General features: G+C 63.7%; 21 protein-coding genes and 1 pseudogene. 12 read left to right on the top strand and 10 right to left on the bottom strand.

Features of this window, described 5'->3' with window-relative positions; translation table 11 throughout:
* The first annotated feature begins 131 nt into the window (after positions 1-131).
* From AC3WLT_RS02130 to AC3WLT_RS02105, 6 genes are all read left to right on the top strand, one after another.
* Complete coding sequence (locus AC3WLT_RS02130; protein WP_492590281.1) at positions 132-1,157, top strand: succinylglutamate desuccinylase/aspartoacylase family protein; 1,026 nt, start codon at positions 132-134, stop codon at positions 1,155-1,157.
* A 185-nt stretch (positions 1,158-1,342) separates the two neighbouring features.
* The gene (locus AC3WLT_RS02125) at positions 1,343-1,894 is read left to right on the top strand and encodes a GNAT family N-acetyltransferase (protein ID WP_492590280.1); all 552 of its coding nucleotides are present in this window, start codon (positions 1,343-1,345) and stop codon (positions 1,892-1,894) included.
* Between the two features lie 32 nt (positions 1,895-1,926).
* Positions 1,927-2,868: an ABC transporter substrate-binding protein gene (locus tag AC3WLT_RS02120; protein WP_492590279.1), complete on the top strand. Its 942-nt coding sequence runs from the start codon at positions 1,927-1,929 to the stop codon at positions 2,866-2,868.
* A 155-nt stretch (positions 2,869-3,023) separates the two neighbouring features.
* The gene (locus tag AC3WLT_RS02115; protein WP_492590278.1) at positions 3,024-4,346 is read left to right on the top strand and encodes an LLM class flavin-dependent oxidoreductase; all 1,323 of its coding nucleotides are present in this window, start codon (positions 3,024-3,026) and stop codon (positions 4,344-4,346) included.
* An 84-nt stretch (positions 4,347-4,430) separates the two neighbouring features.
* On the top strand, positions 4,431-6,254 hold the full coding sequence (locus AC3WLT_RS02110) for an amino acid ABC transporter permease/ATP-binding protein (RefSeq protein ID WP_492590277.1): 1,824 nt from the start codon (positions 4,431-4,433) through the stop codon (positions 6,252-6,254).
* 21 nt (positions 6,255-6,275) lie between these two features.
* Complete coding sequence (locus AC3WLT_RS02105) at positions 6,276-7,211, top strand: ABC transporter substrate-binding protein (protein ID WP_492590276.1); 936 nt, start codon at positions 6,276-6,278, stop codon at positions 7,209-7,211.
* A gap of 46 nt (positions 7,212-7,257) precedes the next feature.
* Here the strand turns inward: AC3WLT_RS02105 and AC3WLT_RS02100 are convergent, their stop codons facing one another.
* On the bottom strand, positions 7,258-8,007 hold the full coding sequence (locus tag AC3WLT_RS02100; protein WP_492590275.1) for a GntR family transcriptional regulator: 750 nt from the start codon (positions 8,005-8,007) through the stop codon (positions 7,258-7,260).
* Between the two features lie 187 nt (positions 8,008-8,194).
* Between AC3WLT_RS02100 and AC3WLT_RS02095 the strand changes: the two genes are divergently transcribed.
* Together AC3WLT_RS02095 and AC3WLT_RS02090 are read left to right on the top strand one after the other, a co-directional pair.
* Positions 8,195-9,754: an SLC13 family permease gene (locus AC3WLT_RS02095; RefSeq protein ID WP_492590274.1), complete on the top strand. Its 1,560-nt coding sequence runs from the start codon at positions 8,195-8,197 to the stop codon at positions 9,752-9,754.
* 56 nt (positions 9,755-9,810) lie between these two features.
* Positions 9,811-12,267, top strand: a complete 2,457-nt coding sequence (locus tag AC3WLT_RS02090; RefSeq protein WP_492590273.1) for a hypothetical protein — start codon at positions 9,811-9,813, stop codon at positions 12,265-12,267.
* On the opposite strand, the gene AC3WLT_RS02085 is transcribed toward AC3WLT_RS02090, so the two are convergent.
* The 4 genes and pseudogenes from AC3WLT_RS02085 to groEL form a co-directional block, all read right to left on the bottom strand.
* Positions 12,261-13,025, bottom strand: coding sequence for an ABC transporter ATP-binding protein (locus AC3WLT_RS02085; protein ID WP_492590272.1), 765 nt, complete (start codon positions 13,023-13,025; stop codon positions 12,261-12,263). The two genes, AC3WLT_RS02090 and AC3WLT_RS02085, sit on opposite strands and share 7 nt — an antisense overlap.
* Complete coding sequence (locus AC3WLT_RS02080; RefSeq protein WP_492590271.1) at positions 13,025-13,915, bottom strand: ABC transporter permease; 891 nt, start codon at positions 13,913-13,915, stop codon at positions 13,025-13,027. The genes AC3WLT_RS02085 and AC3WLT_RS02080 overlap by 1 nt, the downstream gene beginning before the upstream one ends.
* Positions 13,916-13,921: 6 nt before the next feature.
* Positions 13,922-14,965: an aliphatic sulfonate ABC transporter substrate-binding protein gene (locus AC3WLT_RS02075; protein ID WP_492590270.1), complete on the bottom strand. Its 1,044-nt coding sequence runs from the start codon at positions 14,963-14,965 to the stop codon at positions 13,922-13,924.
* Between the two features lie 239 nt (positions 14,966-15,204).
* Positions 15,205-15,393 (bottom strand): annotated as a pseudogene (gene groEL, locus AC3WLT_RS02070) (chaperonin GroEL); the annotation flags it as partial.
* A 204-nt stretch (positions 15,394-15,597) separates the two neighbouring features.
* Here groEL and AC3WLT_RS02065 point away from each other — a divergent pair.
* On the top strand, positions 15,598-16,917 hold the full coding sequence (locus tag AC3WLT_RS02065; protein ID WP_492590269.1) for an Nramp family divalent metal transporter: 1,320 nt from the start codon (positions 15,598-15,600) through the stop codon (positions 16,915-16,917).
* 27 nt (positions 16,918-16,944) lie between these two features.
* Here the strand turns inward: AC3WLT_RS02065 and AC3WLT_RS02060 are convergent, their stop codons facing one another.
* The 3 genes from AC3WLT_RS02060 to AC3WLT_RS02050 are packed head-to-tail and all read right to left on the bottom strand — an operon-like array spanning position 16,945 to position 19,227.
* Positions 16,945-17,820 carry a DMT family transporter gene (locus AC3WLT_RS02060; protein WP_492590268.1) on the bottom strand — a complete coding sequence of 292 codons (876 nt, stop codon included), beginning with the start codon at positions 17,818-17,820 and terminating at the stop codon, positions 16,945-16,947.
* On the bottom strand, positions 17,813-18,628 hold the full coding sequence (locus tag AC3WLT_RS02055; protein ID WP_492590267.1) for a DUF2182 domain-containing protein: 816 nt from the start codon (positions 18,626-18,628) through the stop codon (positions 17,813-17,815). The genes AC3WLT_RS02060 and AC3WLT_RS02055 overlap by 8 nt, the downstream gene beginning before the upstream one ends.
* Positions 18,625-19,227, bottom strand: a complete 603-nt coding sequence (locus AC3WLT_RS02050) for a DUF1326 domain-containing protein (RefSeq protein ID WP_492590266.1) — start codon at positions 19,225-19,227, stop codon at positions 18,625-18,627. Before AC3WLT_RS02050 ends, AC3WLT_RS02055 begins: the two co-directional genes overlap by 4 nt.
* 340 nt (positions 19,228-19,567) lie before the next feature.
* Between AC3WLT_RS02050 and pdhA the strand changes: the two genes are divergently transcribed.
* The 3 genes from pdhA to AC3WLT_RS02035 are packed head-to-tail and all read left to right on the top strand — an operon-like array spanning position 19,568 to position 22,773.
* Entirely contained in the window at positions 19,568-20,656 is a 1,089-nt protein-coding gene (gene pdhA / locus AC3WLT_RS02045; RefSeq protein WP_492590265.1) for a pyruvate dehydrogenase (acetyl-transferring) E1 component subunit alpha, read from the top strand.
* The gene (locus AC3WLT_RS02040; protein WP_492590264.1) at positions 20,649-21,629 is read left to right on the top strand and encodes an alpha-ketoacid dehydrogenase subunit beta; all 981 of its coding nucleotides are present in this window, start codon (positions 20,649-20,651) and stop codon (positions 21,627-21,629) included. Before pdhA ends, AC3WLT_RS02040 begins: the two co-directional genes overlap by 8 nt.
* Positions 21,630-21,633: 4 nt before the next feature.
* Positions 21,634-22,773, top strand: a complete 1,140-nt coding sequence (locus AC3WLT_RS02035) for a dihydrolipoamide acetyltransferase family protein (protein WP_492590263.1) — start codon at positions 21,634-21,636, stop codon at positions 22,771-22,773.
* A gap of 53 nt (positions 22,774-22,826) precedes the next feature.
* Here the strand turns inward: AC3WLT_RS02035 and AC3WLT_RS02030 are convergent, their stop codons facing one another.
* Together AC3WLT_RS02030 and fusA are read right to left on the bottom strand one after the other, a co-directional pair.
* Positions 22,827-23,615, bottom strand: coding sequence for an SAM hydrolase/SAM-dependent halogenase family protein (locus AC3WLT_RS02030; protein ID WP_492590262.1), 789 nt, complete (start codon positions 23,613-23,615; stop codon positions 22,827-22,829).
* A 359-nt stretch (positions 23,616-23,974) separates the two neighbouring features.
* Complete coding sequence (fusA, locus tag AC3WLT_RS02025; protein WP_492590261.1) at positions 23,975-26,026, bottom strand: elongation factor G; 2,052 nt, start codon at positions 26,024-26,026, stop codon at positions 23,975-23,977.
* Positions 26,027-26,211: the final 185 nt, after the last annotated feature.

Here is a 26,211-nt window from a genome sequence, read left to right as displayed (position 1 = left end):
TCGGAAGCCGTACCCGGTAACGCTATTTTTCGTGCAAGTCACGTATAACCGAAGACTCTTCGACTTTTCGATTCGGTTATCGGCAACTCCGTTCAACCTCGAGCTGCCGGCACTGCCATAGGACCTGACATATGCGCCTGAATCCGATCGTCAGCGAAATCGACTTCGACGCGCCCGGACGGCACGGCGGATATCTGCGTCTTCCGCACTCGGTGCATCGTTCCGCATACGGCTGGCTGCCACTACCCGTTGTCTCGATACGAAATGGAAGCGGGCCGGTCGTGCTCGTGATGGCAGGCAATCACGGCGACGAATTCGAAGGGCAAATTCTCGCCTCGCAACTCACGCGCGAAATCGATCCCGCCCGTGTAACAGGGCAAATCATCGTGCTGCCGGCCGCCAATGCGCCCGCGGTGGAACAGGGGCTACGGACGTCTCCGATAGACGACGGCAACCTCAACCGCGCGTTTCCCGGCGACCCGCGAGGGTCGCCCACGCAAATCATCGCGCACTACATCGAGCACGAACTGCTCGCGCGTGCCGACTATCTGATCGATCTGCATTCGGGCGGCAGTTCGCTGCTTTATCACGGCAGCAACATGCTCGCGATCGAGCCGCGCGACGAAGCCGAGAAAGCGCGGCTGGTCGATTTGCTGAATGCATTCGGCTTGCCGAGCGCCTTCATTCATCGCGAGAATCCTGTGCACGCGGCGGCAGCGGCGCGTCGTCAAGGCGCGCTATCCATCACGACTGAACTGGGCGGTGCGGGAACGGTCAACCCCGCGTTGATTCGTGAGGCGCGACAAGGGCTGCTGCATTTTCTCGGCCACGTCGGCCTGCTGCATGGGTCACTCGTGCCGGAATCGCCACCTGCGAGCACGCGTTTCAGACGGGTTGCCGGCGCGCGCCACTACGTCTATGCCTACGACAGCGGCGTATATGAGCCGCTTGTCGAACTGGGTGAGCGCGCGAGTCAGGGGCAACCCGCTGCGCGAATTCATTTTCCCGATACGCCATGGCGCGAACCCGTGATCCGCCATTTCGACAGCGACGGTGAAGTGGTCTGCAAACGGGTGCCCGCGCTGGTCCGAAGAGGCGATTGTCTGTTTCATCTTGCCGAGGATGATGCGTCGTTCTCCGCTGCGCTTGCGCGGTGATGACGTTCCATTGACGCATGCGATGCGCCGATAACGGAAACGGATGCGCGAGCAGTCGAACAGACATCGAAAACCATTCTCCATGGGGGCGCCATATTCATATACCAATTGCTTGTTTAGTCGCCGAACGACTGCGCGCTATCGTATGAACTCCCGAAGACAAGCCGGTAAGCCGGTCGATCATCATGAGTTTTAGTGTTGTCGATACCACTCCGCTCGATCCGCTCGCCGGACCTTTGTTGAGCGCGTTACAGCGTGAGTACGCCACACGCTATGCGTCGTTTCACCAGGATAACGGCGAGTCGGCCGCGCAGGAAATCGCGCGTTATCCGGCCGAGGCATTTGCGCCGCCCGAGGGCGCATTCATTCTGCTGGTGCGGGACGGCGAGGCGATCGGGGGCGGTGCATTCAAGCGCTACGACGCGCGCACCGCCGAACTCAAGCGTGTCTGGACGCGCGACGATGTGCGCCGCCAGGGTCTCGCGCGCCGCGTCGTGCATGAACTCGAACAGCGCGCGCTCGCCCAGGGCTACACCCGCGTTTATCTGACGACAGGCTTCCGGCAACCCGAAGCGTGGGCGTTGTACGCGAATGCCGGCTACGCCAGCCTGTTCGACACATCGTTGCCGCCTGAGGTGCATGTTCATCTGCGCTACGGCAAGGATCTCCTCGATCCTGTCCGTATCGATACCCTCGACGATCTTCGTGCCAACGAAGCCGACCTCGCAAGCCGATAAACCCACCTGCATTTCCCATGGAGCAAATGACGATGAGATTGCGCGCGCATCTTGCAGCGCTTGTATTGGCGGGCGTGACCGGCTTGACGGCCGGCATCGCTCCAGCCCTCGCCGCGGTGCCGGGGTTCGATCTGAGCCCGGCGCAACAGAGCCGGATTCGCGGCACGCAGGACCCGGCCGCCATCAAGGCCATACCTTCGAACTTCGCCTTCGTCGGGAAGAATGCGTTGACGGTGGGCATCGTCGTTGGTCATCCGCCGATCAGCACCTATGCGAGCGATGCGAAGACGGTAGTCGGATTCGACCCGGATCTCGCGCAACTGATAGCGGACAGTCTCGGCAAGCATCTCGACGTCGTGATTCTCGCGTGGCCGGACTGGCCGCTGGCGCTTGCGTCGGGCAAGGTCGACGTGGTGATTTCCAACGTCACGGTGACGGAAGAGCGCAAGGCGAAGTTCGACTTCTCGACCTACCGGCAGGATCAGCTCGGCTTCTATGTGAGAACCGACAGTCCGATCAGGCAAATCACGGAGCCGAAGGACGTCGCCGGTCTGCGGATCATCACCGACGCCGGGACCAATCAGGAAAAGATTCTGCTGGAGTGGGACCGGCAGAATGTCGCGCATGGACTCAAGCCCGTTTCCGTGCAGTACTACGACGACGATGCGGTGAGGTCCGTCGCGCTGCAGTCGGGACGGGCGGACGCAATCTTCAGCGTCAACGCGACGCTTGCCTACGATGCAGCGAGGCGAGGCAAGACGCGCCAGGTCGGCACGTTGAGCGGCGGCTGGCCGCGCACGGCGGAGGTTGCAGTGACGTCCCGCAGGGGCAGCGGTCTTGCCGATCCGCTCACCATCGCGCTGAACGACCTCATCCAGAACGGACAGTATCGTGCGGTGCTCGCGCGCTGGCATCTCGAGTCCGAGGCGATCGGGCGGGCGGCGACCAATCCGCCGGGTTTGCCGAAGTCGTGACGCGCCGTATGCACGCATCAGGACGCATCAGCCTTCGGCGTACCGCATCAGCGTAATTCGCGGCAACCGAGCAGTAGTGAGCGCGCCGGGCGGTTTTCTCGCGAGCGCAAATGCCTAGCCCGCTTCAATTTTTCTTCTGTCTGGCGAACGACATCATGAGCAAGAAGCACATCCCATTCGGCATCATGCTGCAAGGTGCCGGCAGCCACATGAATGCCTGGAAACATCCCGCCGGCCCAGCGGATGCCAGCGTCAATCTGGATTTCATGATCAGGACGGCGCAAAAAGCGGAAGTCAACGGCATTGCGTTCGCATTCGTCGCGGACGGTCTCTATATCAACGAGAAATCGATCCCGCATTTCCTGAACCGCTTCGAGCCCATTTCGATCCTGTCGGCGCTCGCTACCGTTACGTCGAAGATCGGTCTGGCGGGTACGGTTTCAACGTCGTATAGCGACCCGTTCACAGTCGCACGTCAGTTCGCATCGCTCGATCTGATCAGCGGCGGCCGCGCCGGTTGGAACGTCGTCACGACGCCGCTCGAAGGCACCGCGAAGAACTACGGTGGATCGCATCCGGAACACGCGTTGCGCTATGAAATTGCGGACGAGTATCTGAGCGTGACACAAGGGCTGTGGGACAGCTGGGATGACAATGCATTCGTGCGCGACCGCGAGCGTGGCGTGTTTTTCGATCGCGACAAGCTGCATGCGCTGAACCACCAGGGCAAGTTCTTTCAGGTAGCGGGGCCGCTGAACATCCAGCGTTCGCCGCAAGGGCAGCCGGTGATATTCCAGGCTGGTTCGTCGGAAGCGGGCATAGCATTGGCTGGCAAATACGCCGATGCGGTGTTCACGCATTCGGTATCGGTCGAAGAGACCCAGGTGTTCGCACAGCATGTCAAGGACAGCGCCGAGGCGCATGGGCGCAGCCGCGATGACGTAAAGATCTTCCCCGGTATCGGTCCGATTGTCGGCGCCACGCATGAGGAAGCCGAAGCAAAGTACCGGGCAATTCGCGATCTGCTCAATATCGATGAAGCGCTCGCCTATCTGGGCCGCTTTTTCGACCATCACGACTTTACGCAGTACCCGCTCGATGCCCCGTTCCCTGAACTCGGCGATATCGGCAGGAACAGCTTCCGCTCGACGACCGATCGCATCAAGGCCAATGCGCGCAACAAGGGGCAAACCTTGCGCGAGGTCGCGCTCGAAGTCGCGACGCCGAAGACACATTTCCTCGGTACGGCGGAACACGTGGCCGATGAAATCATTCGCTGGATAGACGCAGGTGCCGCCGACGGATTCATTCTTGGCTTCGCGGTGCAGGCCCAGGGCCTCGACGATTTTGTCCGCTACGTGATTCCTGAGTTGCTGCTGCGCGGCCGTTACGAGACGAAGCTCACGGGTGCGACGCTGCGCGACCATCTTGGCCTGCCACGCAAGGAAAGCCGTTACACGCTCGCCGAGCCTGCATAAACGGACACAAAGCGGGCACAAAGCGGGCACAAAGCGGACACAAAGCGCATATGAAACAGACACGAAACGGACACGGTGCGAACGATGAACGAAACCGCTGAAATCGCCGTACAGGCGCCGGGTTCCGGGCAAGGAGAATTGCAACGGGATCGAAGCCGATATCACGTCGTGCCCGCGAAGCATCGCGCGCGTACGGCCGGCGCTGTCGTCGCGGCGATCCTGATCGCGCTCGTGCTCGACTCCGTGCTGGCCAACCCGCGCTGGGGCTGGGGCGTTTTTGCCGAATGGTTTCTGTCGGAACCGGTGCTGTCGGGGCTTGGAAGGACACTGCTGCTGACGGCGCTCGGCGCGTCGATCGGCTTCGCGCTCGGCATGCTTATCGCGCTGGCAAGGGGCTCGCGTTCCCCGCTTCTGGCAGGCAGCGCGTGGGTCTTCGTGTGGTTGTTCCGCTCGATTCCGCTCATCGTGCTGCTGTTGATCCTGAACAACCTCGGCTATCTGTACGAAACCGTCAGCATCGGCATTCCCTTTACCGGCATCACGTTTGCCAACTGGCCGACCACCGAAGTCATCAGTCCTTTCTGCGCGGCCGTTCTCGGTCTGACGCTCCATCACGCCGCCTTTTCGGCGGAAGTGATTCGAGGCGGCATTCTGTCCGTCGATCAGGGGCAGCTCGAAGCAGCCGCTGCGCTGGGACTGCCGCGGCTTCGTCAGGCGCGGCGCATCGTGCTGCCGCAGGCAATGCGGGCCATTGTGCCGACCGCGTTCAACGATCTCATCGCACTGGCGAAGGGTTCCGCAATGGTCTACGTGCTGGCCATGCCCGAACTGTTCTATACGGTGCAGATCATCTACCGGCGCAATCTTGAGGTCATCCCGCTGCTGATGGTGGCGACCGTGTGGTATCTGATCATTCTCACGGTGCTTTCAGCGATCCAGGTGTATGTCGAACGCCATTTCTCGCGCGGGGCCACGCGCAGCATTACGCCGACCGTATTCGACGATTTCGTCAAAGCGCTTCCCGGGTTTGTGCGGCGTCGGCTCTGGCGCCGGGATGAAATCGCATCGTCCGGCGATCCTCGATTCGCCGCCGCGCCGGCTGAGTCGACGGTCGACAGCGATGCGAATCTGTGGGCCGATCAGCGCAAAGGCGGCGAGGTCGTCATCCAGAAGGTGTCGAAGAGTTTCGGCACACTAAAGGTGCTCGACAACGTCTCGCTCACCATGCGCCCCGGCAGTGTGACCGTGATCCTCGGTCAATCCGGCTCCGGCAAGTCGACGTTGTTGCGCACGATCAATCACCTCGAACGGGTCGACGACGGCTTTATCGATATCGACGGTGAACTGATCGGATATCGCCGTGAAGAGATGACGCTGTACGAACTGAAGGAGAAGGACGTGCTACGGCGTCGCGTGGATGTCGGCATGGTGTTTCAGAATTTCAATCTTTTCCCGCATCTGAGCGTGCTGCAGAACATCGTCGAGGCGCCCGTCGCGCTTGGCCGGCTGCCACGCAAGGAAGCGGAGCAGCTTGCGCGTGGTCTGCTTGCGCGCGTCGGGCTGGCGAATAAGGCGGATGCGTGGCCGCGGCAATTGTCGGGCGGCCAGCAGCAGCGGGTCGCGATTGCTCGCGCATTGGCGTTGAGGCCGAAGGTGCTGCTGTTCGACGAACCGACATCCGCTCTCGATCCCGAGCTGGTGAATGAAGTGCTCGACGTCATTAAGGAGCTTGCGCGCTCGGGTACCACGATGGTGATCGTCACGCATGAGATCGGCTTTGCGCGGGAAGTGGCCGACACCATCGTATTCATGGATCGCGGCCGGGTGATCGAAGTCGGTCCGCCGGCGAACGTGCTGAACGCACCCCAACATTCCCGCACGCGCGAATTTCTGTCGCGCGTGCTCTGACAACTCCATCTTCGCAACGCAATGATCAACAGGCGAACATTCATTATTACCGGCATCACGGCCGGGCTGGCGACGATCAGTGGTGGTGCCCATGCCGCGCAGGCCAGCGTCGATCTCAGTCCGCAGCAGCCGGGACGCATTCGTACCGGGAAAAACGAGCAGGCGATTGCGGCGATCGCGAATCGCTACCGCTTCGTCAGGGAAGGATGCTTGACGGTCGCCATCTCGCCGCATGGCCCGCCCACTGCAACCTATGCGACGGATGCGCGAACCGTCATCGGTTCGGATGCGGACTATGCGCAACTGATCGCCGACTCGTTGGGGCTCAAGCTCGACATCGTGCCTATTGCATGGGTCGACTGGCCATTGGGTTTGAGTTCGGGGAAATACGACGCAGTCATCTCGAACGTCGGCGTAACGGAACAGCGCAAGGAGAAGTTCGACTTCACCACGTACCGTCAGGGTTTGCACGGTTTCTATGTGCGCTCCGCCAGCCCGATACGCAGCATCGCGGAGCCGAAAGACATTGCGGGCCTGCGCGTGATCACCGGTTCGGGGACGATTCAGGAAAAGATCATCCTCGAATGGAACCGGCAGAACGTCGCGAAAGGTCTCAAGCCCGTCGAGGTCCAGTATTTCGACGACGACGCGGCAAGCCGCGTTGCGCTGCTCTCCGGTCGTGCGGACGTCGAGTTCGATCCCAATGCGCCGCTTGCCTACGACGCCGCGCGAACCGGCGCGATTCGCCAGGTGGGAACCGTGAATGCGGGCTGGCCCGCGAGAGCGGACGTTGCGATCGCAACACGCAAAGGCAGCGGACTCGTCGATGGGCTGACGCTGGCGACCAATGGCGTGATAGCCAATGGTACTTACACGCGCTCGCTCGCGCGCTGGGGGATTCAGGCTGAGGCGCTGAACCGTGCCGAAAGCAACCCGCCGGGCTTGCCAAAATTCTGAACCCGCTGCAATGATCTTCCGTTTGTCCCTGCGGCGCCCGTTGGTTCTAGCGGGCACCATAGGTGAGCGTCGCGTTCATCGCGCTGCTGACGATGAATTCGTAGCGCTCCGGACGAATGTGGAAAACCGTCGATTCACACGCGCGCCCGTCGGTGAGATACGACGTCCGCTTCATCACCATCAGCGGCGCATGTTTCGATACGCCCAGCACGCGTGCGGTTTCGGCGGATGCGGCGACCGCAGTGATCGACATATCGGCGCGCTCGATCTGCCACCGCAGCAGCGCGTCAAGCATCTCGTAAGACGGCATGCCGGCGGCCTGCTCGTGTGAGATAGCCCGTGCTTCCGGCAACAGGCAGGTTTGCGCCAGCGCGACCGGCTCGCCGTCGACGGAATGCAACCTCTCCAGATACACACACGTTTCGACATCCGCGCCGAACACGTCCTGCAGGCCCGGCGGCACGCTGCATTCTTCCATCCGCCGCAACTCCATATGCGGGGCGGCGCCCTGGCGCGCGAGCGAATCGTAAAAGCCGCGCAATACGTCGAGCCGATGCTGGAGGCGCTTGCCGGTTGCAAAGGTTCCTTTGCCCTGTTTGCGCTCCACCAGCTTTTCGTCGGCGAGCTTGCCGATCGCGAGGCGCACGGTCACGCGGCTCACCGAAAAGCGCTCGCTCAACTCGGCCTCCGACGGCAGTTTCCCTGAAGGCTCATAACGGCCGCGCTCGATCTCGCCGCGCAACGTGCCGGCGATCTGTTCATACAGCGATGTGATGTGTTCGCGAACCAGTGTCATAGGGGTAGTGCGTCCTCAAGGCGGTGTGTCCGGGACGGCAGCCACGGCGGCCGACCGTTCCTTTCCCACAAATCACGATATCGATGTGAAATCCTGTTAGATCGATAACTTGTATTAATACGTATTATGCCAACTCCAGGGCGGCAAGCGACCGTCGCATTAGAGCCGAACGATGGGGAGTTGGGAAGTGACGAACGAAACAGCAGGCAATCCGCCGCTGGAAAGGGAAGGCTGGCCTGCCTCTTTCGGCACCGCTGCGGATTCGCGGGAGCCGCGCGCATCGGACGCGAGGCGCATCCCGCGGACGCCGTTGAAAGCCCGCGTGGGATTCATCGCCGCGTGGCTGTGCTTCTTCGCGATTGCATGGTGGCTGCCGACACCACAGGGCCTGACCTCGCAGGGCAAGGCAACGCTGGCGGTCGTCGCATGGGTGGCGATCGTGTGGGTCGTCGAGGCGATTCCGGTCGGCGTGAGCGGCATTCTCGTGCCGATGCTGCTGGTGCTGTCGCATGCGGTCACGCCGTTTCCAAAGGCCGCGAGCGGGTTTGCCGCGCCGGTGGTGTTTCTTTGCCTCGTCGCGTTCCTGTTCTCCGCGATCATGCAGGCCGCCGGTCTCGATCGCCGCATCGCGCTGCTGCTGCTCGAGCGCTTCAAGGCACGCACCGCGAACGGTGTGATCTGGGCGATGTTCGGGGTCAACTTCGTGATGTCGCTCGTCGTGCCGGCCGCCAACGCGCGCGCCGCCACACTGTTGCCGGTGACCAACGGCATCGTCGGCCTGTTCGGCGGCAGCGCGCGCGAACGTGAGGCGAAGAAGGCGATCGTGATCCAGACGCTCGTCTATGGCTCGATGATCAGCGGCATGTGCATTCTCACCGCGCATCTGCCGAACATGGTCGTGTCCGGTCTGCTGGAGAAACAGCTTGGGCTGCGGCTGTCGTATTTCACGTGGTTCAAGCTGCAATGGCCGTATCTCGGCATGTTCGTGCTGACCCAGTTCTGGGTGCAGCACTATTTCAAATCGCGTGCGGTCGCGATTCCCGGCGGCCGTCAGGCGATCGTCGCCGAAAGGCGCAAGCTGCCGCCCGCAGGCGGGCACGACTACGCGGCGCTCGCCGTGTTCGCGTTTGTCGCATTGATGTGGGCAACCGAATCGCTGCACGGCTTGCCGTCGGAAATCGTCGCGTTGATCGGACTCGCGCTGATGTTCGCGCCGGGCGTGCTGCGCTTCGGCTGGAAAGAGGTCCAGGAGCGGACCATCTGGGGCACGCTGTTTCTGCTGGGCGGCGCGTTGTCGCTGTCGGCGGCGATCAGCGGTTCGGGGCTCGCGCAGTGGGCAGCGGATCATATCTACGCGGTCGCGCATGGTGATGTCTGGTGGGCCGTGCTGGCGATCGTGATGGTCGGTACGCACGTGATCCGGATCGGCATGCTGTCGAACGTCGCTGCCGTGACGATGATCGCGCCAGTCGCATTGGCTTTGGCGCCGCGGCTTGGTCTGCATCCGGTCGCGTTCACGCTGCTGATCAGCGACACCGACAGCTTTGCTTATTTGCTGCCGACGCAAATCACCGCGGGCGTCATCGCCTACAGCAGCGGCGCGTTCACGACGGCGGATTACGCGAAGGTCGGTGTGGTGTCGGTGCTGATCGCGATTGTCTACGGTATCTGCGTGATGGCGCCCTGGTATGCGTGGCTAGGCGTGCCGGTCTGGAATCCAGCCGCGCCGTGGCCGTTCACGCACTGACCGGCGTACTGCCGCATACCGGATCTCACGAATTTCACTTTCAGGAAAGCATGGCGATGAATGACCGCGCACAGGGAATCGAAGCGAAGGGCGCCGCGTTGCGCGAGCGACTGGGGACGCACGTCGCACCGGCCGGATTGTATGAGCGTCACAAGGCCCTGCCGTTCGCCGGGCGTGTGAGCTGCAACGTGACGCGTCTGGAGGCGGGCAGCTGGAGCGAGATCGTGCTCGACTACGAAGTCGGCGCATCCGGCATTGCGGACGGCGCGTGGCTCAAGGCGACCTTCAAGTTCTATTCCGACTGGGCGTTGTTCCAGACGAGCGACCCGGGCGCCGCGAACTTCATCAGCGCGGAATATCATGCGGCGCCGCTCGCGCCGGGCCAGAGTCCGGCGACGGTTCAGGCGCTGAACGTGCGCTTCGACCAGAAGGGACATGAGCGGCCGTTCCAGAAAGCGGTGATCGTCGACGTCGCGGACGGCTATCTGAACGCGGGCGACCACATCGTCATCCGGCTTGGCGACCGGCGCCGCGGACCTGGCACCCGCGTGCAGACCTTCGTCGAGGATCAGTTCCGCTTCAGGTTCTATGTCGACCCGCTCGGTACGTCGCGCTTCGTGGCGGTGCCCGGCGATGTCGTGATCGATATTCATGCGGGCGCGCCGTCGCAGGTGCTGCTGAACGGTCCGCGGTTCGTGCGGCCGTCAGAACCGGCGACGTTTCGCGTCTCGTTGCAGGACCGCTGGGGCAATGCATGCCGCGATGCCGGTGGGGCGATCGAAGTGTGCGCCTATGACGATCGCGATCAGCTGGTCCATCGCCGCGAACTGCGGCTGCCAGAAGAGGGCTGGGCTACCTGCGCGCTGGATGACCTGCCGACGTCCACCGAAGGCACGCTGCGCATCGTGGCCACTGCGCCTGCGCTGCACGGCGTGCGCGCGGCCGAAGTCTTGCTGACCATCGACCCGCGTTTGCCGGTTGCCCGCTCGCTGTACGCCGACCTGCACGTTCACGCTCACGATACGGTCGGCACGAACAGCCCGGCCTACAACGCGGCGTACGCTCGCGACATCGGCGGTATCGACGTGCTCGGTTACACCGCGAACGACTTCCAGATCACGGATGCGAACTGGCAGCTCGGCGTCGACACGGTCGAAGCATTCAACGAGGCGGGACGCTTCGTCGTCTACCCGGTTCAGGAATGGTGCGGCAGTTCGACGGCCGGCGGCGATCACAACGTCGTCTTTCTTGGCGACGAGCCGCCGGGCTTCCCCTATAACGCACGCGGCGAACATAACCGCACGCTGGTGTGGAACGAGGACATGAAGGGCTCCGCGGTCGAACTGGGCCGCTGGCCGGTCGAGGAACTGTGGGACGCTTATGTCGACGATGCCGAACAGCACCTCGTGATGCCGCATGTGGGCGGACGACGCTACATTCCCGACTGGCATCATCCGGAACTGGAACGGCTGGTCGAAATCGCGTCGACGTGGGGACACTTCGACTGGCTTTACCGCGACGTGATTGCGCGAGGCTACCAGTTGGGCGTCGCGGCGAGCGGCGACGAACATCGCGGCAGGCCGGGCGGCGGCGCGCCCGGCGTGCAGGTGTTCGGCGTGCACGGCGGCCTGACCGGCGTGCTGTCCGACACGCTCGACCGGAAAGCGGTGGGCCGCGCGCTGCGGGCACGCCACACATGGGCGACCACCGGCGAGCATAGCGCCGCGCTGGTTCGCTGCGGCGAACACCGGCAGGGCGATGCATTTGCGCATCGCGGCCCGGCTACGCTCGACTACCGTCTGCTCGGGCGCGCCGGCTGGGAATACGTTGCGGCGTTCGACCACTCGGGCCTGATCTGGGAGCGCGACCTGCATGAAGAACTGGGTTATTCGGATCGGCTGATCCGTATCCGCTGGGGCGGCGCGCGTATTCGCGACCGCTACCGATGGGCATCATGGCGCGGCCGGGTCCGCATTCTCAACGGGACGATCCACAACTTCGGCTCGGCGGGCTTCGAGCACATCGAGGAAGCCGCCTGGCGCACCGGCACGACCGACATCGAATTCCGCAGCGATACGTATGGCGATGCCGACAGCGTCGAAATCGACGTCGGCAATCTGGCGAACGCGCGGATCGTGATCGAAGGGACTATCGACAGTTTCGTGAAAGTTGGCGATCCGCTACAGGGCAATCCGTTCGCGCATGCGCCGACGTTTCGCTGGGAGATCAGCGGCGCGGAGCTGCTCGCGCAGGGGACTGCAAGACATGAACTGGGGGGGACGGAACTGTTCGTCGCCGCGGAGCGCCTGACCGCCAGGCCGTTGCCGCAGGATCTGTCGGGCACGCTGGAGATTGCACCGCTGAACGCGCCGTTCGGTTTCCGGCCCGTGTATCTGTTCGGGCGGCAGCGGGATGACAGCAAGGTGTGGACGTCGGCGCAGTTCATCACGTTCGAGTCCTCAACCGATACGGGACAGCGCGGGCGATCCGCGGACCTGGATATTTCTCATTGAACAGACGGTAGCGACACGCCGATGCCGTCCAGCAATTCGTCCCGCACGCGCGTGAGCGTTCCGTCGCGCCGGTCGCGCGGCCGTGGCGCGGCAATCCCGATGTCCCGCGCGAGGCGGCCCGCGCCGGTCTTGCCGGACGGCGCGAGCAACAGCACGCGATCGGACAGATAAAGCGCCTCGTCCAGATCATGCGTGACGAGCAGTGCCGCGCTGCCGTGCGCCTGCGTGAGCGATAGCAACAGGTCCTGCAGCCGCGTCCGGGTCATCGCATCGACGGCGCTGAACGGTTCGTCGAGCAGCAGCAGATCGGGCTTCGGGAATAGTCCGCGCGCCAGTGCGACACGCTGCGCCATACCGCCGGATAGCTGCTTGGGCAATGCGTCGCGTAGGCCGGCCAGCCCCACTTCGCCGAGCAATTCCGCCACACGCGGATCGCTGCCCCGCCGGGGGCCGGCGGAAAACGCGACGTTGTCGCCAACCTTCAGCCACGGCAGCAGGCGAGGCTCCTGGAAGATCACGCCGAGCCTCGCCGACGGACCGCGCTGCGGCACGCCGTCGAGCAGGATCTCGCCACCGAAGTCGCGATCGAGACCCGCGATCGCGCGCAGCAGCGTGCTCTTGCCGCAGCCGCTCGGGCCGACAAGGCTCACGATTTCGCCGCGTCCGATCGCGAACGTCACACGTTCGAGCACGGTGCGCCCGTCGTAACCCTTGCTGACTGCACGGACGTCGAGCAGAGGCGCTGGAACTGGGGGCATCAGCGCACGCTCCGCGAAGAAAGTTGATCGGTTGCCGTGTCGCGCCACGACAGCGTATGTATCTCGATCGCTTTGAGAATGCCGTCGCTGAGTTTGCCCAGCAAAGCGAGCAACAGGATCGCGCCGAACACGAGGTCGGGACGTCCGGTCTCACGCCCATCGCTGAGCAGGTAACCGAGTCCGCGGGTGGCCGCGATGAGTTCCGCCGCCACCATGAACATCCACGCGAGACTCAAGCCCGTGCGCAATCCGGTGAAGATCTGTGGAAGCGAGGCGGGCAACAGGATGCGCGTGAAAAGCGCACGCTGATTCAGGCGATTGACGTCACCGAGTTCGATCAGCTTTCTGTCGACGTCGCGAATCCCCGCCACGACGCTGAGCTGCACCGGAAAGAACGCGCCGATCGCGATCAGCGTGATTTTCGGTGCTTCGTCGATACCCATCCACAGCAGGAGAATCGGCACCCACGCAAGCGACGGAATCGCGCGCAGCGCCTGAAAAGCTGGGTCGAGCAGCGCATCGAGACGCCGGCTCAAACCCATCGCCGCGCCGAGCAGGAGCGCGAGTGCGGCGCCGAGACCGAAACCGGCAAAGACGCGCGCGCAGCTTGCCCCGATGTGACGGCCGAGGCGGGCGCCGCCCAGCTCCCAGAGTGTCCTCGCGATGGAACTCGGCGCCGGCACCAGATGTTCCGGCAAGATCGACAGGCGGACCAGCACTTCGATGAGGGCGAGAAACCCGAACGGCAAAGCCAGACCGGCGATGCGCCAGCGCTTTAGCGGATCGCGCGGCCGCGCCGGGGCGCGGCGAACCGGTTCAGCCGAGTCGCGGTTGTGAAGCTTGAGCGAATCGTCGGCGGCCATGCTGAGCTGACGGAATGCGCGGCTCATTTGTCGTTACTTGCCGCTGTTCGCCGCGATGACCGGCTGGGCCGCCTTCACGTCGATCAATGCGTCGATCGCCGTGTTCAGATCGGTGCCGGGTTTGACCAACTGCTCCTGCACGAGGATCGGTGCGGCGGCTTTCAGTGCAGCCAGTTGCCGTTCGCCTGGCCGCGGTTGACTGAAATCGTTGCGGCTCAGTTGCAGTCTGGCGACCGGCAGCGACAGCTTCGATTCCTCGGCGATGATTTTCGCCGTCTCGTCAGGATGGGCGGCGATCCACAGCCTAGCCTTCTCGTACACCTTCAGCACATGCGTCAGCGTATCGGGATGCGCACTGATGAAGTCTTCCCGCGCATTCAGGAAACCCCACGTGTTGAAGTCGACGTTCCGGTAAAGCAGACGGGCGCCATCGTCGATCTGCGCGGCAGCCATATGCGGATCCAGACCGGCCCATGCGTCCACCTGACCGTTTGCCAGCGCGACGCGTCCGTCCGGGTGTTGCAGGTTGACGATCTCGACGTCGTCGCGCGACAGGCCGGCGGTATGCAGCGCGCGCAATGTGAAGAGGAAAGGGTCGGTGCCCTTGGTTGCCGCGATCTTTTTGCCTTTCAGGTCGGCGAGAGACTTGATCGGCGAATCTTTTCGCACGACCAGCGCGGTCCATTCAGGCCGCGAAAAAATATAGACGGCGCGAATCGGATTGCCGTTCGCCTTGCCGAGTACGGCAGCGAGGCCTGCCGTCGAGCCGATATCGATGGCGCCGCTGTTCAGATATTCGAGCGCGCGATTGCTGCCGAGACTCAGCACCCATTTGACCTGCGTATGATCCGGCGCGAGTTCCTGTTCGAGCCAGCCGTTGCGCTTGATGACCAGGCTTTCCGGCGAGTAGTACGCGTAGTCGAGTTTCAGTTCGGCGGGCGGGGCAGCTTGCGCTGCGTGCGACGCCAGGACGACAATAACGGCCGCTGCCGCCGCGAGAAAAACGGCCGGTCTGGCCAGCAGCCGGCGCGGTTTTTGAAGGAATGGCTTCAGTGCTGCGCCCCGGGAGAATGTCATCGAATGGTCCTTGAAACTGTTTCTTTATGACCGCTCAATGTAATCAACGCACGAGCGCAAGCGAACCAATAAAAGCTCACAACCAAAGCACGTGGCGCGCTATGACTGCGATGACGAATAAGCGGCGCACGCCGGCATGCCGTTGAAGACATGTCGGCGTGCGTGATCCGCCTGGCGTTGGGCCTGTAGGTCGGTTTCTAGAAATCCAGGCCTGGCCCGCCTGCGCCGGGACCACCGGCCTGGCCGGCCGGCGGCTTGCCGTCTTCCGCCGTGATCACGCCTTCCTTTCCGACACGGTCGATAGCCTCGGCGGTGCGCTGCCCGATCGATTCCTCGCCGTTCGCCGAAATCGTTGCGACTTGGGCGATCTCCTTGCTGGTAGTAGTCGGCTTGCTGATCTTCTTCAGTTCTTCGAGCGCCTGCGCAAGTTCGCATTAGGGTGGACAATCACACTCTGCGGTACATTTCTTCTTATGACCGAGGTGGGCACAGCGGTGACTCCGCTGTTGCAAAATGTCCTCGATGCAAGCCGAGGCGCGATGGCCTCGCGGTGGCCTCGCGGTGGCCTGATTGTCACGCCTGCGTGGTGAATCGGGCACTTCTGTCATTGGCGTGAGCAAGGAGCGACGAGCTTGGACGATCGCGTTCGTAAGGCAGCCAGACCTGCAACGAGTACCGAGCGCACCACGCTTGCGGCGAGAGAGGTATTGGAAGGTCGCCGCCGTGGCGCGCTGATGCTGTTGCCGTTTGCTGGACCGGCCATAGTCGTCTCCGTTGCCTATATGGATCCGGGCAACTTTGCGACGAACATTCAGGCGGGCGCCCGATACGGTTACGCGCTGCTGTGGGTGGTGCTGTTCGCAAACCTCGTGGCGATGCTGTTTCAGGCGCTATCCGCGAAACTCGGCATCGCCACAGGGCGCAACCTTGCGGAATTGTGCCGCGAACGTTTCCCCAAACCTGTCGTGCTGCTGATGTGGGGCGTCAGCGAAATCGCCGCCATGGCAACCGACCTGGCCGAATTTCTCGGCGGTGCTATCGGGCTGTCGTTACTGTTTCACATGCCGTTGCTCACCGGCATGATGGTCACGGCGGTGGTGACCTACGGCCTGCTATTGTTCGAGAGCGCGGGTTTTCGTCCCCTTGAACTGGCGATTGGCGCACTCGTAGGCATCATCGGCCTGTCCTACCTTGCCGAGCTATTCATTACCCCGGTTGCGTGGCCGGGTGTATTCGTCCATACCTTTTCCCCTCAATTGCCCGACGCGGATGCGCTGACGATTTCCGTCGGTATCGTGGGCGCGACCGTGATGCCGCACGCGCTCTTCCTGCATTCGGGGCTGACGCAAAGGCGAGCGCCCGCCAGGACGGAGCGCGAGCGGGCAACGTTGCTGAAATTCTCGAATATCGAAGTCGTCATCGCGCTGACCATTGCCGGCCTCATCAATATGGCGATGGTCATCATGGCCGCTGGTGCATTTCACCATGGGTATCCGGAGGTCGCGGAGATCGAAACGGCCTATCACACGCTGGCGCCGCTATTAGGCATTGGGGCGGCAGGCATCTTTCTGTTGTCCCTGATCGCTTCGGGCGTATCCAGTTCCGTTGTCGGCACGATGGCGGGTCAGATGATCATGCAAGGGTTCGTCGGTTTTCGAATTCCGCTATGGTTGCGCCGGGTCGTCACGATGGTGCCGAGTTTCGTCGTGGTGGCGCTTGGGGTCAATGCGACCCAGGCGCTCGTCATCAGTCAGGTTGTGTTGAGTCTTGCGTTGCCGCTGCCGATGGCAGCGTTGCTCTGGTTCACTTGCCACAGGGATGTGATGGGCGCATACACGAATCGCCCGTCCATCGCGGTGGTTGCGATGCTGGCGGCACTTATTGTTTTAGCGTTCAACGTCGTGCTCGTGCTGCAAACGTTCGGCGTCGACATTCCCGGCCTGCCACGCTGAGACCGGCCGTGCGTCCGAAGCAGGACGCTACGGGCGCGGCCTCTGCGACCTGCTGAACAGCACCATCGCAATGCCGCCGAGGATCGCCGCGGAGGCGGCAGCCAGCCGCGCTGTGATCGCTTCCGACAGGAACGCCACGCCGCCAAATGCAGCGAGCAGCGGCACCGACAACTGTACGGTGGCGGCTCGCATGGCGGAAAGCTTGCCGAGCGCGGCATACCAGATGACATACCCGATGCCGGACGTGAGCGCACCGGAGGCAATAGCCATGCCGACACCGGCCACGTTCGCATGAGCGTTGGCGACGAAAAGCAGGCTCAGTACGAGGGCGAGCGGCGCCGCCCGTGCGAAGTTGCCTGCCGTGGCGGCTAGGGGATCGGCGACGGCGCGGCCGCGCAGCGAGTACACGCCCCACGCCACGCCGGCGATCGCCATCAGCGCGGCACCGAATGGCGCAGGCGCGGCGACACCCGGCGACACCAGGTAGACGAGCCCCGCGACAGCCAGAGCGAGACCCAGCCATGCAACGGATCCGAACATCTCGCCTGAGCGCAAACCGCCGCTTAACATCGTCAATTGGACCGCGCCGAACAGAATCAATGCGCCTGTGCCCGCGGGCAAGGTGAGATAGGCGAAGGAGAAGAACGCGACATACGCGAACAGCATCGCTGCAGCGCGCCAGTCGGCATGGCGGGGCAAGGATCGTTCCGACCGGAAGCGCACGATGACGGCGAGCGCGATCGCTCCGGAAATCAGCCTGATGCTGGCGAAGCTGGCCGGATCGATGCCTCGTTGCAGCAATGCGAGCCGGCACAACAGTGAATTGCCCGCGAAGGCGAGCATCGCCGCCCCGGTGAGGACGATCGTCTGCAAGGTGGGCAAGCCGCTGCGCGCTTCATGCATGGGTCGCCACCAGCACGATTGCCCAGGACAGCAGCGCAACACCGAGCGGCTTGCCGAGACGCCGGCCCCAGCGAACGTTCTTTTCGATCGCCATCACGGCCGCAAGCAGGAGCATCCAGCCGAGGCTGCCGGTGCCGAGTGCGAACATCAGCAGCATCAGCGCCCAGCAGCACCCGACGCAGAACAGGCCGTGCTGCACGCCAAGCGCGAACGCGTGCCGGGCTTGCGCATGCCCGCGCCAGTGCTCGATAACGAAACTCAAGGGCGTGCGGCACTTTTCCAGGCACCGGTACTTGAGGCTGCTGAACTGAAATGCGCCGGCCAACGCAATGGTCGCGGCGCCGATCAGCCAGCCATGCCAGGCCAATGTGGGTGCGCTGGCGAGCAGGAACAGCACCGTACTTTGAAGTGCATGCGCGAGGAGCCCGAAGGCGCCCCACACCGTCATGTAGCCGAGGACGAGCAGCATGAGGAGGCGCCCATGATCCGGGCGTTGGGCCGTCAACCGGTCGAAGATATTGAACAACGGCAAGGTGGTGGGCAGCATCATGGCCGCCGTCATGAGTATCCATGCGGCCGCGTAGAGCACCACGGGCACGATCACATTGCCGGCCGGAATGACACGGCACAGAAACGCCGCCGGTCCTGACGCTGTCCAGTCACCGTGCTCGAGATAGCGTCCGTACGGGCTGCGCGCCCATGCCCACAACGTCAGCCACGCGAGCGCGATCAGCACGGCTAGGACGGGCACGAACACGCGATAGTGGCGCGACGCGCTGGGCGGCAACGCGGCTGGCGTCGGGCTCATGCGTCAAAGACGAACGTGCTCTGCAGGGCGTTGTGGTTCTTGATGTCGAGGTCGATGCCGAGGGCGGCGTTTTTGGATCGATAGCTCGGGGCCTTGCCGACAAACACCGGAGCCCCCGGCACCGTCGAGAACACGGTGTCGGAGAGGGTCGTCTGGCCGCCGGTCGCGCCGAGATAGGGCTCGAGTTCGGCGTAGTAGTTCGTGCCGATCTCGAGTTCGCCCTTGCCTGCGACTACCGTGAAGCGGATCGGCGCCCGCTCCACCGAGACGACCTGGCCGATGAGCTTGGCGAGTTCGGCGACGGGGCCGCCGGCCTGCCCGGTGTACACCTTCAGCAGTGCTTCTTCCTGCGCCTTGGAGGCCTGATCGTCGATGTAGATCGCGGCAGTCCAGTTGCCTTGCAGGATGTTGCCGGGTATATGAGCCACGGCTGCGATGGTATTGCCGCCCACATCGACACCGTCGATCGTTCCCTTGTCTACGTGCCACGCGACGATGGTGTCGCAGGTGCCGTTGTCAGGGTCCTCGCCGATCCAGCAGGGACATAGGACCTTGCAGTTACAAACCTCGAGCAGACGACCTTCCAGGTGATAGCTCATACGGACCTCCGTTGAAGATACGTGAACACCGACCTGTCACCGTGGTTCACGGCGACGGTGAACACGTCAATTTCCCAGAAACGATAGGGTTTTTCTGCGCGGCAGGTCACAGTCGGGCAATCATTATTGGAAGCATAGTTAATCTCGCCCATCTATCAAGCGGGACACGCCTGAGCGGGTTCCTTATGTCAGACGTTAGGCCGCGTCTCTTGTGGTGCATCGCGACAATCGGGCCTTCGGCCCGGTTTGAATGCGCGAGCGCAGCGGTGTTTGTGCGGTAGCGCTCGTGCGTGCGAACTCCGCCGCGTATACGATATCTGAATGAACATGGAGAGCGGTCATGACCACGGCTGCCAGTTTTCATATCGGCTACACGCAATACCTTGGCCCCGGCGGCGAGCCTGTTCAACCGTTGCCAGCGTTTGCGCGGGACCCGGCGGCGCTGATTCCGCTCTATCGCGCGATGATGCTGACACGCGCGTTCGACACGAAGGCGGTCGCACTGCAGCGTACCGGCAAGCTCGGCACCTTCGCGTCGTCGCTCGGACAGGAGGCGATTGGCGTCGGCGTCGCCAGCGCGATGCAGTCCGACGACGTGCTGTTTCCTTCCTATCGCGATCACGCCGCGCAATTGCTGCGCGGCGTCACGATGACGGAAAGCCTGCTGTATTGGGGCGGCGACGAACGCGGCAGCGACTTCAGCGGACCGCGCTGCGATTTCCCGAACTGTGTGCCGATCGGCACGCAGGTATGCCATGCCGCCGGCGCGGCCTACGCGTTCATGTTGCGTCAGGAGCCGCGCGTCGCGGTGGCGATATTCGGCGACGGCGGCACGTCCAAAGGCGACTTCTACGAGGCCATGAACATGGCCGGCGTCTGGCAGGCGCCGCTGGTCCTCGTGGTCAATAACAATCAATGGGCGATCTCGGTGCCGCGCAGCCGCCAGAGCGCGGCGCAAACGCTCGCGCAAAAAGCGATCGCTGCGGGAATCGACGGGCTGCAGGTCGACGGCAACGACGTGATCGCGGTGCATCAGGTGGTCCACGCGGCGCTCGCCAAAGCTCGCCGCGGCGATGGCCCGACGCTGATCGAAGCGCTCAGCTATCGCCTTGGCGATCACACGACAGCCGACGACGCGACGCGCTATCGCGACTCCGAGGTCCTCAGCAAGCAATGGGAATTCGAACCGTTGCTGCGGTTGCGTACTTACCTGATGCGGATGAACGTCTGGGACAAGGCGCAGGACGAGCAGCTCGGCCGCGCGTGTCTTGCGCAGGTCGAGCAGGCCGTCGACGCGTATCTGGCGATACTGCCGCCAGACCCATCCGCCATGTTCGATCACCTGTATGAAGCCTTGCCGCTGGCGATGCGTGAGCAACTGGCGATGGCACAGCGATTCGCGCCTCCTGCGGGGAACCGCCATGGCTGACCTCAATATGGTCGAAGCGCTCAATCAGGCGCTCGCCTATGAACTGGCGCACGACCCGGCCGTCGTGCTGCTCGGCGAGGATATCGGCGTGAACGGCGGCGTGTTCCGCGCGACGGTCGGCTTACAGGCCCGATTCGGCGCGCAGCGGGTGATCGATACGCCTTTGGCCGAAACCGCGATCGCCGGCGCCGCGATCGGCATGGCGGCGATGGACCTGAAGCCGGTCGTGGAGATCCAGTTCAGCGGCTTCATCTATCCGGCCATCGACCACATTCTGAATCATGCGTCGCGTCTGCGGCATCGAACCCGCGGACGGCTGGCGTGCCCGCTTGTGATCCGTGCGCCGTGCGGCGCAGGTATTCACGCACCGGAGCATCACTCCGAAAGCCCTGAAGCGCTGTTCACCCATATACCCGGACTGCGTGTCGTGACGCCGTCATCGCCAGCACGCGCGTACGGCTTGCTGCTCGCGTCGATCCGCGACCCGGACCCGGTGATCTTCTTCGAGCCGACACGGCTGTACCGGCTCTTCAGGCAGCCGGTGGAGGATAACGGCGAGGCGTTGCCGCTCGACACCTGCTTTACGTTGCGCGATGGGTCGGACGTCACCCTGGTGAGTTGGGGGGGCGCATTGCAGGACGTGCAGGCCGCGGCCGATGTGCTCGCGCAGGAAGGCGTGATGGCCGAGGTGATCGACGTGGCGACGCTCAAGCCGCTCGACATGAACACGATTCTCGCGTCGGTGGCGAAAACCGGGCGCTGCGTGATCGTGCACGAGGGCTCGCGCACCGGAGGGGTGGGCGCGGAGATTGCCGCCGGCATCGCCGAACGCGGACTGTATTCGCTGCTCGCGCCGGTGCAGCGCGTCACCGGATATGACGTGGTGGTGCCGCTGTACAGGCTCGAGAATCAATATATGCCAGGCACGGAGCGCATCGTTGCCGCGGTCAGGCAGACTCTGGAGGCGTCGTGAAGCCATGAAAGTCTTCAAACTGCCCGATCTCGGCGAAGGCTTGCAAGAAGCGGAGATCGTCGAGTGGCACGTCAAGAGCGGTGACGACATTCGCGCGGATCAACCGCTGCTGTCGGTCGAAACGGCGAAAGCGATCGTCGAGATTCCGTCGCCGCAATCCGGCCGCATCGTGAAGCTGTTCGGCCAGCCGGGCGACGTCGTGCATCTGGGCGCGCCGCTTGTCGCATTCGAAGGAGAGGGCGACGAAGCCGATGCCGGCACTGTGGTCGGTCATATGGAGGTCGGCCAGCATGTTGTGCGGGAAGCGCCGGCGGAGCCTGGCGGCGGTATCGGCGCAGGCATCGGCGCAGGCATCGGCGCGGGTGTCGCCGTGATTAAGGCGATCCCGGCGGCGCGGGCGCTCGCGCGCAAGCTGGATGTCGATCTGGCGATGGTGACGCCGTCGGGGCCGGAGGGTGTGATCACGGCGGCAGACGTGCAGCGTGTCGCGAAGATCCTCGCCGAACTCGGGCCGCCCGAAGTGCTGCGCGGCGTGCGGCGCGCGATGGCGCAGAACATGGCGCGCGCGCGGAGCGAAGTGGCGGCGGCAACCGTCATCGACGATGCCGACATTCATGCGTGGCCGCCGCATACCGATGTCACGATCCGTCTGATCCGCGCGCTGGTGGCCGGATGCCGCGCCGAACCGGGGCTCAACGCATGGTTCGACGGACATACGGGACGGCGCCACGTGCTGGAGAAGATCGATCTCGGCATCGCCGTCGATCTGCCGGACGGCCTGTTCGTCCCGGTGTTGCGCAACGTCGCGCTGCGCGACCCAGCGGATCTGCGCGCCGGGCTCGACCGGATGCGTGCCGACATCCGGGCCCGCAAGATTCCGCCGGAAGAACTGCGCGGCAATACGATCACGCTGTCGAATTTCGGCATGATCGCCGGTAAATATGCGGCTCCCGTGGTGGTGCCGCCCACCGTCGCGATTCTCGGAGCCGGGCGTATTCACGAGCAGGTCGTGGCGGCAGCCGGAGTTCCCGCCGTGCATCGGATCTTGCCGCTGAGTCTGACATTCGACCATCGGGTCGTCACGGGCGGTGAGGCGGCGCGTTTTCTTGCCGCGACGATGGCGGATCTGCAGATGGCACAGTAGCCGTGCCCGGATGATCGGACACGCGCACATCGGCGACGGCGGACTACGGGGCGTCAGCTGTTCCCGCCGTTGCGCGGATCGGGGGGCAAGCGCCGCTGCCGAACTGCATCCCCGACACGCACACCAAGCTGAGCCGCGGCGCTGCCGCCGCTCACCGCAATCTCCACTAGCCCGACCGAGTTCTCGTACCAGAACGCTTGACCGGCCGGTGCATCGGCAAAGACCCGGGCATAGGCGACTTCTCTGGAAGCAATGTCCAGCCGGGCGTTCCTCGGCACGGTGCCAGCCCGCAGCCCGGTCAGCGCATTGCCATAGTGATCCACGTAGATGACTTCGGCCAGATCGTCCGCACCAAGCTGCACACGCAAACCCGCGCTTTCAGCCAGCTTGTCGGGAAGCGGATTAAGAAGCGGGTCGGGACGCAGGTCGCCGCAGCTGAGCCAGGCTGCCAGCGGGGCGAACAGATCGCGGCCATGGAACGAGGCGGAGAGCATCGCGGGACGCCACGTAATGCGCCAGGTTCGGGAACGCGCCGCGCGCGCCGCCACGACCGAGAGCAAACCGTTGTCCGGTCCCACGAACCACTGCGCGTCGGCTTGCAGCACGACCGCATCGCGCTCGCCGCCTACGCCGGGGTCGACCACGGCCAGAAACACCGTATCCGGCAGGTACCAGCCTCGAAGCGCGGCGAGCAGATGCGCGCCTGCCCGCGGGTTGTAATTCGGCGCAGTGTGCAGCACATCGATGAGGGTGGTGCCGGCTGCCGCGTGCCGCAGCAAGGCGGTCTTCAGCTGTCCGACATAGATGTCGTCGGCCCCGAAGTCAGTAAACAGCGCGATCATCGCATAGCCTCCTTCCAACGCTGTGCCTTCCTATGTGCCTGGGTCCGGCACATCGTAGCCCGGATCTGTGCGCGGCGTCGTTCTCACGTTCGGCGGCGCAGCGTCGCCGTCAGAAAGTGCGTAGCCGCGATCCAGTGCTTCAGGGAGGGCGAACGGGTGTTCGACCGCCTGTCGTCGAATACGCGTTACGCCGGGTTGCGTGTCGGGTTGCGTATCAGGTTGCGTATCAGGTTGCGTACCAGGTGGCGTATCAGGTTGCGTACCAGGTGGCGTATCAGGTGACGTATCAGGCGGCGTATCAGGTGGCGTATCGGATTGCGTATCAGGTGGCGCGTCGGGTCGCTCGACTGGCATGCCGCTCATGGCGCCGCGCCGTCGCCCTGTTTTTTGTGCTGCGCCGCCATCCGCTCCTGCTGAGCGGGGGACACCGGATCGTAGTGGCTGAGCTGGATACTGTACGTGCCGTGCCCGCCGGCAATGGCGTTCAGACGCGACTGATAGTCGTTGAGTTCGGACAACGGCACCTGCCCTGCGACGACCACGGCGTTGCCGGCGGCCGTGCGTGTGCCATGAACCTGCCCGCGCTTGGCGGACAGGTCGCCGATGATGTCGCCCATCGCGGCTTCCGGCGTCATCACCTCGATGTCCACGATGGGTTCGAGCAGGACGGGCTGGGCTTTCAGCACGGCGTCGATGAAGGCCTTGCGCCCGGCGGAGACGAACGCCACTTCCTTGGAGTCGACTGGATGGCTCTTGCCGTCGAAGACGGTGACTCGCACGTCCTGCATCGGGAAGCCGGCAAGCGGCCCGCTGTCGATGACCTGCTGGATGCCCTTTTCCACGGCGGGCATGAACTGGCCGGGAATGGCGCCGCCCTTGACGGCGTCGACGAACTCGAAGCCGGCGCCGCGCGGCAGGGGCTCCACGCGCAGCATCACTTCGCCGAATTGTCCGGCGCCGCCGGTTTGCTTCTTGTGGCGATGATGTCCCTCGGCCTTGGCGCCGATGGTTTCCCGATAGGCGATCTTCGGCGGCCGTGTCACGACCTCGAGCTTGTATTGCTCGGAGAGTCGCTCCAGAACGAGGCGCAGGTGCAACTCGCCCAGACCTCGCACCACCGTCTCGTTGGTGCCGACCGGGTGTTCGATACGCAGGCACGGATCTTCCGCACTCAGCTTTTGCAGAATTTCCCAGAGGCGCTGCTCGTTGCCCCGGCGCGCAGGCTCGATCGCCAAACCGTAGATGGGGGTGGGGAAGTCGAGCGGGGTCAGGTGGATGTCGCCGTCCTCGGGTGCGTCGTGCAGCACGGCATCGAAGCCGATCTCGTCGACCTTGGCCGTGGCGCAGATATCGCCTGGACCGGCCTGCTGGACGTCCTCGTGCTCCTTGCCCTGCAGCATCAATAGATGGGCGACCTTGAACGGCTGGCGCCCGTCGCCGATATAGAGCTGGCTATCGCGCCTGATCGTGCCCTGATGGATGCGAAACACGGCCATCTTGCCGATGTAGGGGTCCATGACGATCTTGAAGGTATGGGCCAATACATGCTTGTCGGCGACCGGTTCGGCGCGCACGACCTCCCGGCGGCCGCCGGCATCGCGGTAGAAGAGCGGCGCGTTGCCTTCCAGCGGATTGGGCAGAAGCCGGACGAACACGTCGAGCAGTTCCGCGATGCCGGCGCCGTTGGCCGCCGACGTGAAGCAGACCGGCACCAGATGACCTTCGCGCAGCGCCCGCTCGAAGGGCTCGTGCAGCTGCTCCGGGCTGATGGCCTCGCCTTGCTCCAGGTAAAGCTCCATCAAGGCCGGGTCGATCTCGACCACTTGATCGACCAGCGCATCGTGCGCGGCCGCAACAGAGAGGAAGTCGGCGTCGCCGGCAGGGTTGAAAAAACAATCCACCACCTGGCGGCCGCTCTGCGCCGGCAGGTTGATGGGCAGGCATCCCTTGCCGAAGTTCTCCTGAATCTGCAGCAGCAGGCCGGGAAGGTCGGCTTTTTCTCCATCGATGCCGTTCACGACGATCATTCTGCAGAGCTTGCGCTCCTCCGCCCAGGCCATCATGCGCCGGGTGGTGGTTTCGATGCCGGTCTGCGCATTGACGACGATGGCGGCAGTCTCCACAGCGGGCAGCGCACTGATCGACAGCCCGGAAAAGTCCGGATAGCCGGGTGTATCCAGCAGATAAATGCGTGTATCCCGGTAGTGCAGGTGGGTGACGGCGGAGTTCAGCGAGTGGTGATATTTGCGTTCGAGCGGGTCGAAATCGCAGACCGTGGTGCCGCGCTCCACGCTGCCGGGCGCGTGGAGCGCGCCGCCTCGGTGCAGCAGGGCTTCGACAAGCGATGTCTTGCCGCATCCGGCATGCCCGACCAGGGCGATCGTGCGGATGGCGTCGGGGCTGTAGCGCATGGCCGCCCTCGTCCAGTAGTGGATGTGGGGCCATTATTGGCGAAAACAGACCCGCGTGCCATACGGGATGATCGTCCCATTCGTCGTCACGCCCGCACAGTCATGGCGCTGCCGTCCGCATGCGGCCGTCTGCATGTTTTCACGCGCGAGCTAAAGCGAACTATCCTTAAGGAATCTTGCGCAAT

Source organism: Paraburkholderia sp. FW306-2-2C-D06C, assembly GCF_058781505.1.
The sequence above is the reverse complement of the archived record's forward strand: the minus strand, read 5'-3'. Positions and strand labels throughout refer to the sequence as shown.

Excerpts from the sequence above, each read along its gene's own strand:
- AC3WLT_RS02130 (WP_492590281.1), top strand. The coding sequence starts at position 132 with ATGCGCCTGAATCCGATCGTCAGCGAAATCGACTTCGACGCGCCCGGA.
- AC3WLT_RS02125 (WP_492590280.1), top strand. The coding sequence starts at position 1,343 with ATGAGTTTTAGTGTTGTCGATACCACTCCGCTCGATCCGCTCGCCGGA.
- AC3WLT_RS02120 (WP_492590279.1), top strand. The coding sequence starts at position 1,927 with ATGAGATTGCGCGCGCATCTTGCAGCGCTTGTATTGGCGGGCGTGACC.
- AC3WLT_RS02115 (WP_492590278.1), top strand. The coding sequence starts at position 3,024 with ATGAGCAAGAAGCACATCCCATTCGGCATCATGCTGCAAGGTGCCGGC.
- AC3WLT_RS02110 (WP_492590277.1), top strand. The coding sequence starts at position 4,431 with ATGAACGAAACCGCTGAAATCGCCGTACAGGCGCCGGGTTCCGGGCAA.
- AC3WLT_RS02105 (WP_492590276.1), top strand. The coding sequence starts at position 6,276 with ATGATCAACAGGCGAACATTCATTATTACCGGCATCACGGCCGGGCTG.
- AC3WLT_RS02100 (WP_492590275.1), bottom strand. The coding sequence starts at position 8,007 with ATGACACTGGTTCGCGAACACATCACATCGCTGTATGAACAGATCGCC.
- AC3WLT_RS02090 (WP_492590273.1), top strand. The coding sequence starts at position 9,811 with ATGAATGACCGCGCACAGGGAATCGAAGCGAAGGGCGCCGCGTTGCGC.
- AC3WLT_RS02085 (WP_492590272.1), bottom strand. The coding sequence starts at position 13,025 with ATGCCCCCAGTTCCAGCGCCTCTGCTCGACGTCCGTGCAGTCAGCAAG.
- AC3WLT_RS02080 (WP_492590271.1), bottom strand. The coding sequence starts at position 13,915 with ATGAGCCGCGCATTCCGTCAGCTCAGCATGGCCGCCGACGATTCGCTC.
- AC3WLT_RS02075 (WP_492590270.1), bottom strand. The coding sequence starts at position 14,965 with ATGACATTCTCCCGGGGCGCAGCACTGAAGCCATTCCTTCAAAAACCG.
- AC3WLT_RS02060 (WP_492590268.1), bottom strand. The coding sequence starts at position 17,820 with ATGCATGAAGCGCGCAGCGGCTTGCCCACCTTGCAGACGATCGTCCTC.
- AC3WLT_RS02055 (WP_492590267.1), bottom strand. The coding sequence starts at position 18,628 with ATGAGCCCGACGCCAGCCGCGTTGCCGCCCAGCGCGTCGCGCCACTAT.
- AC3WLT_RS02050 (WP_492590266.1), bottom strand. The coding sequence starts at position 19,227 with ATGAGCTATCACCTGGAAGGTCGTCTGCTCGAGGTTTGTAACTGCAAG.
- pdhA (WP_492590265.1), top strand. The coding sequence starts at position 19,568 with ATGACCACGGCTGCCAGTTTTCATATCGGCTACACGCAATACCTTGGC.
- AC3WLT_RS02040 (WP_492590264.1), top strand. The coding sequence starts at position 20,649 with ATGGCTGACCTCAATATGGTCGAAGCGCTCAATCAGGCGCTCGCCTAT.
- AC3WLT_RS02035 (WP_492590263.1), top strand. The coding sequence starts at position 21,634 with ATGAAAGTCTTCAAACTGCCCGATCTCGGCGAAGGCTTGCAAGAAGCG.
- AC3WLT_RS02030 (WP_492590262.1), bottom strand. The coding sequence starts at position 23,615 with ATGATCGCGCTGTTTACTGACTTCGGGGCCGACGACATCTATGTCGGA.
- fusA (WP_492590261.1), bottom strand. The coding sequence starts at position 26,026 with ATGCGCTACAGCCCCGACGCCATCCGCACGATCGCCCTGGTCGGGCAT.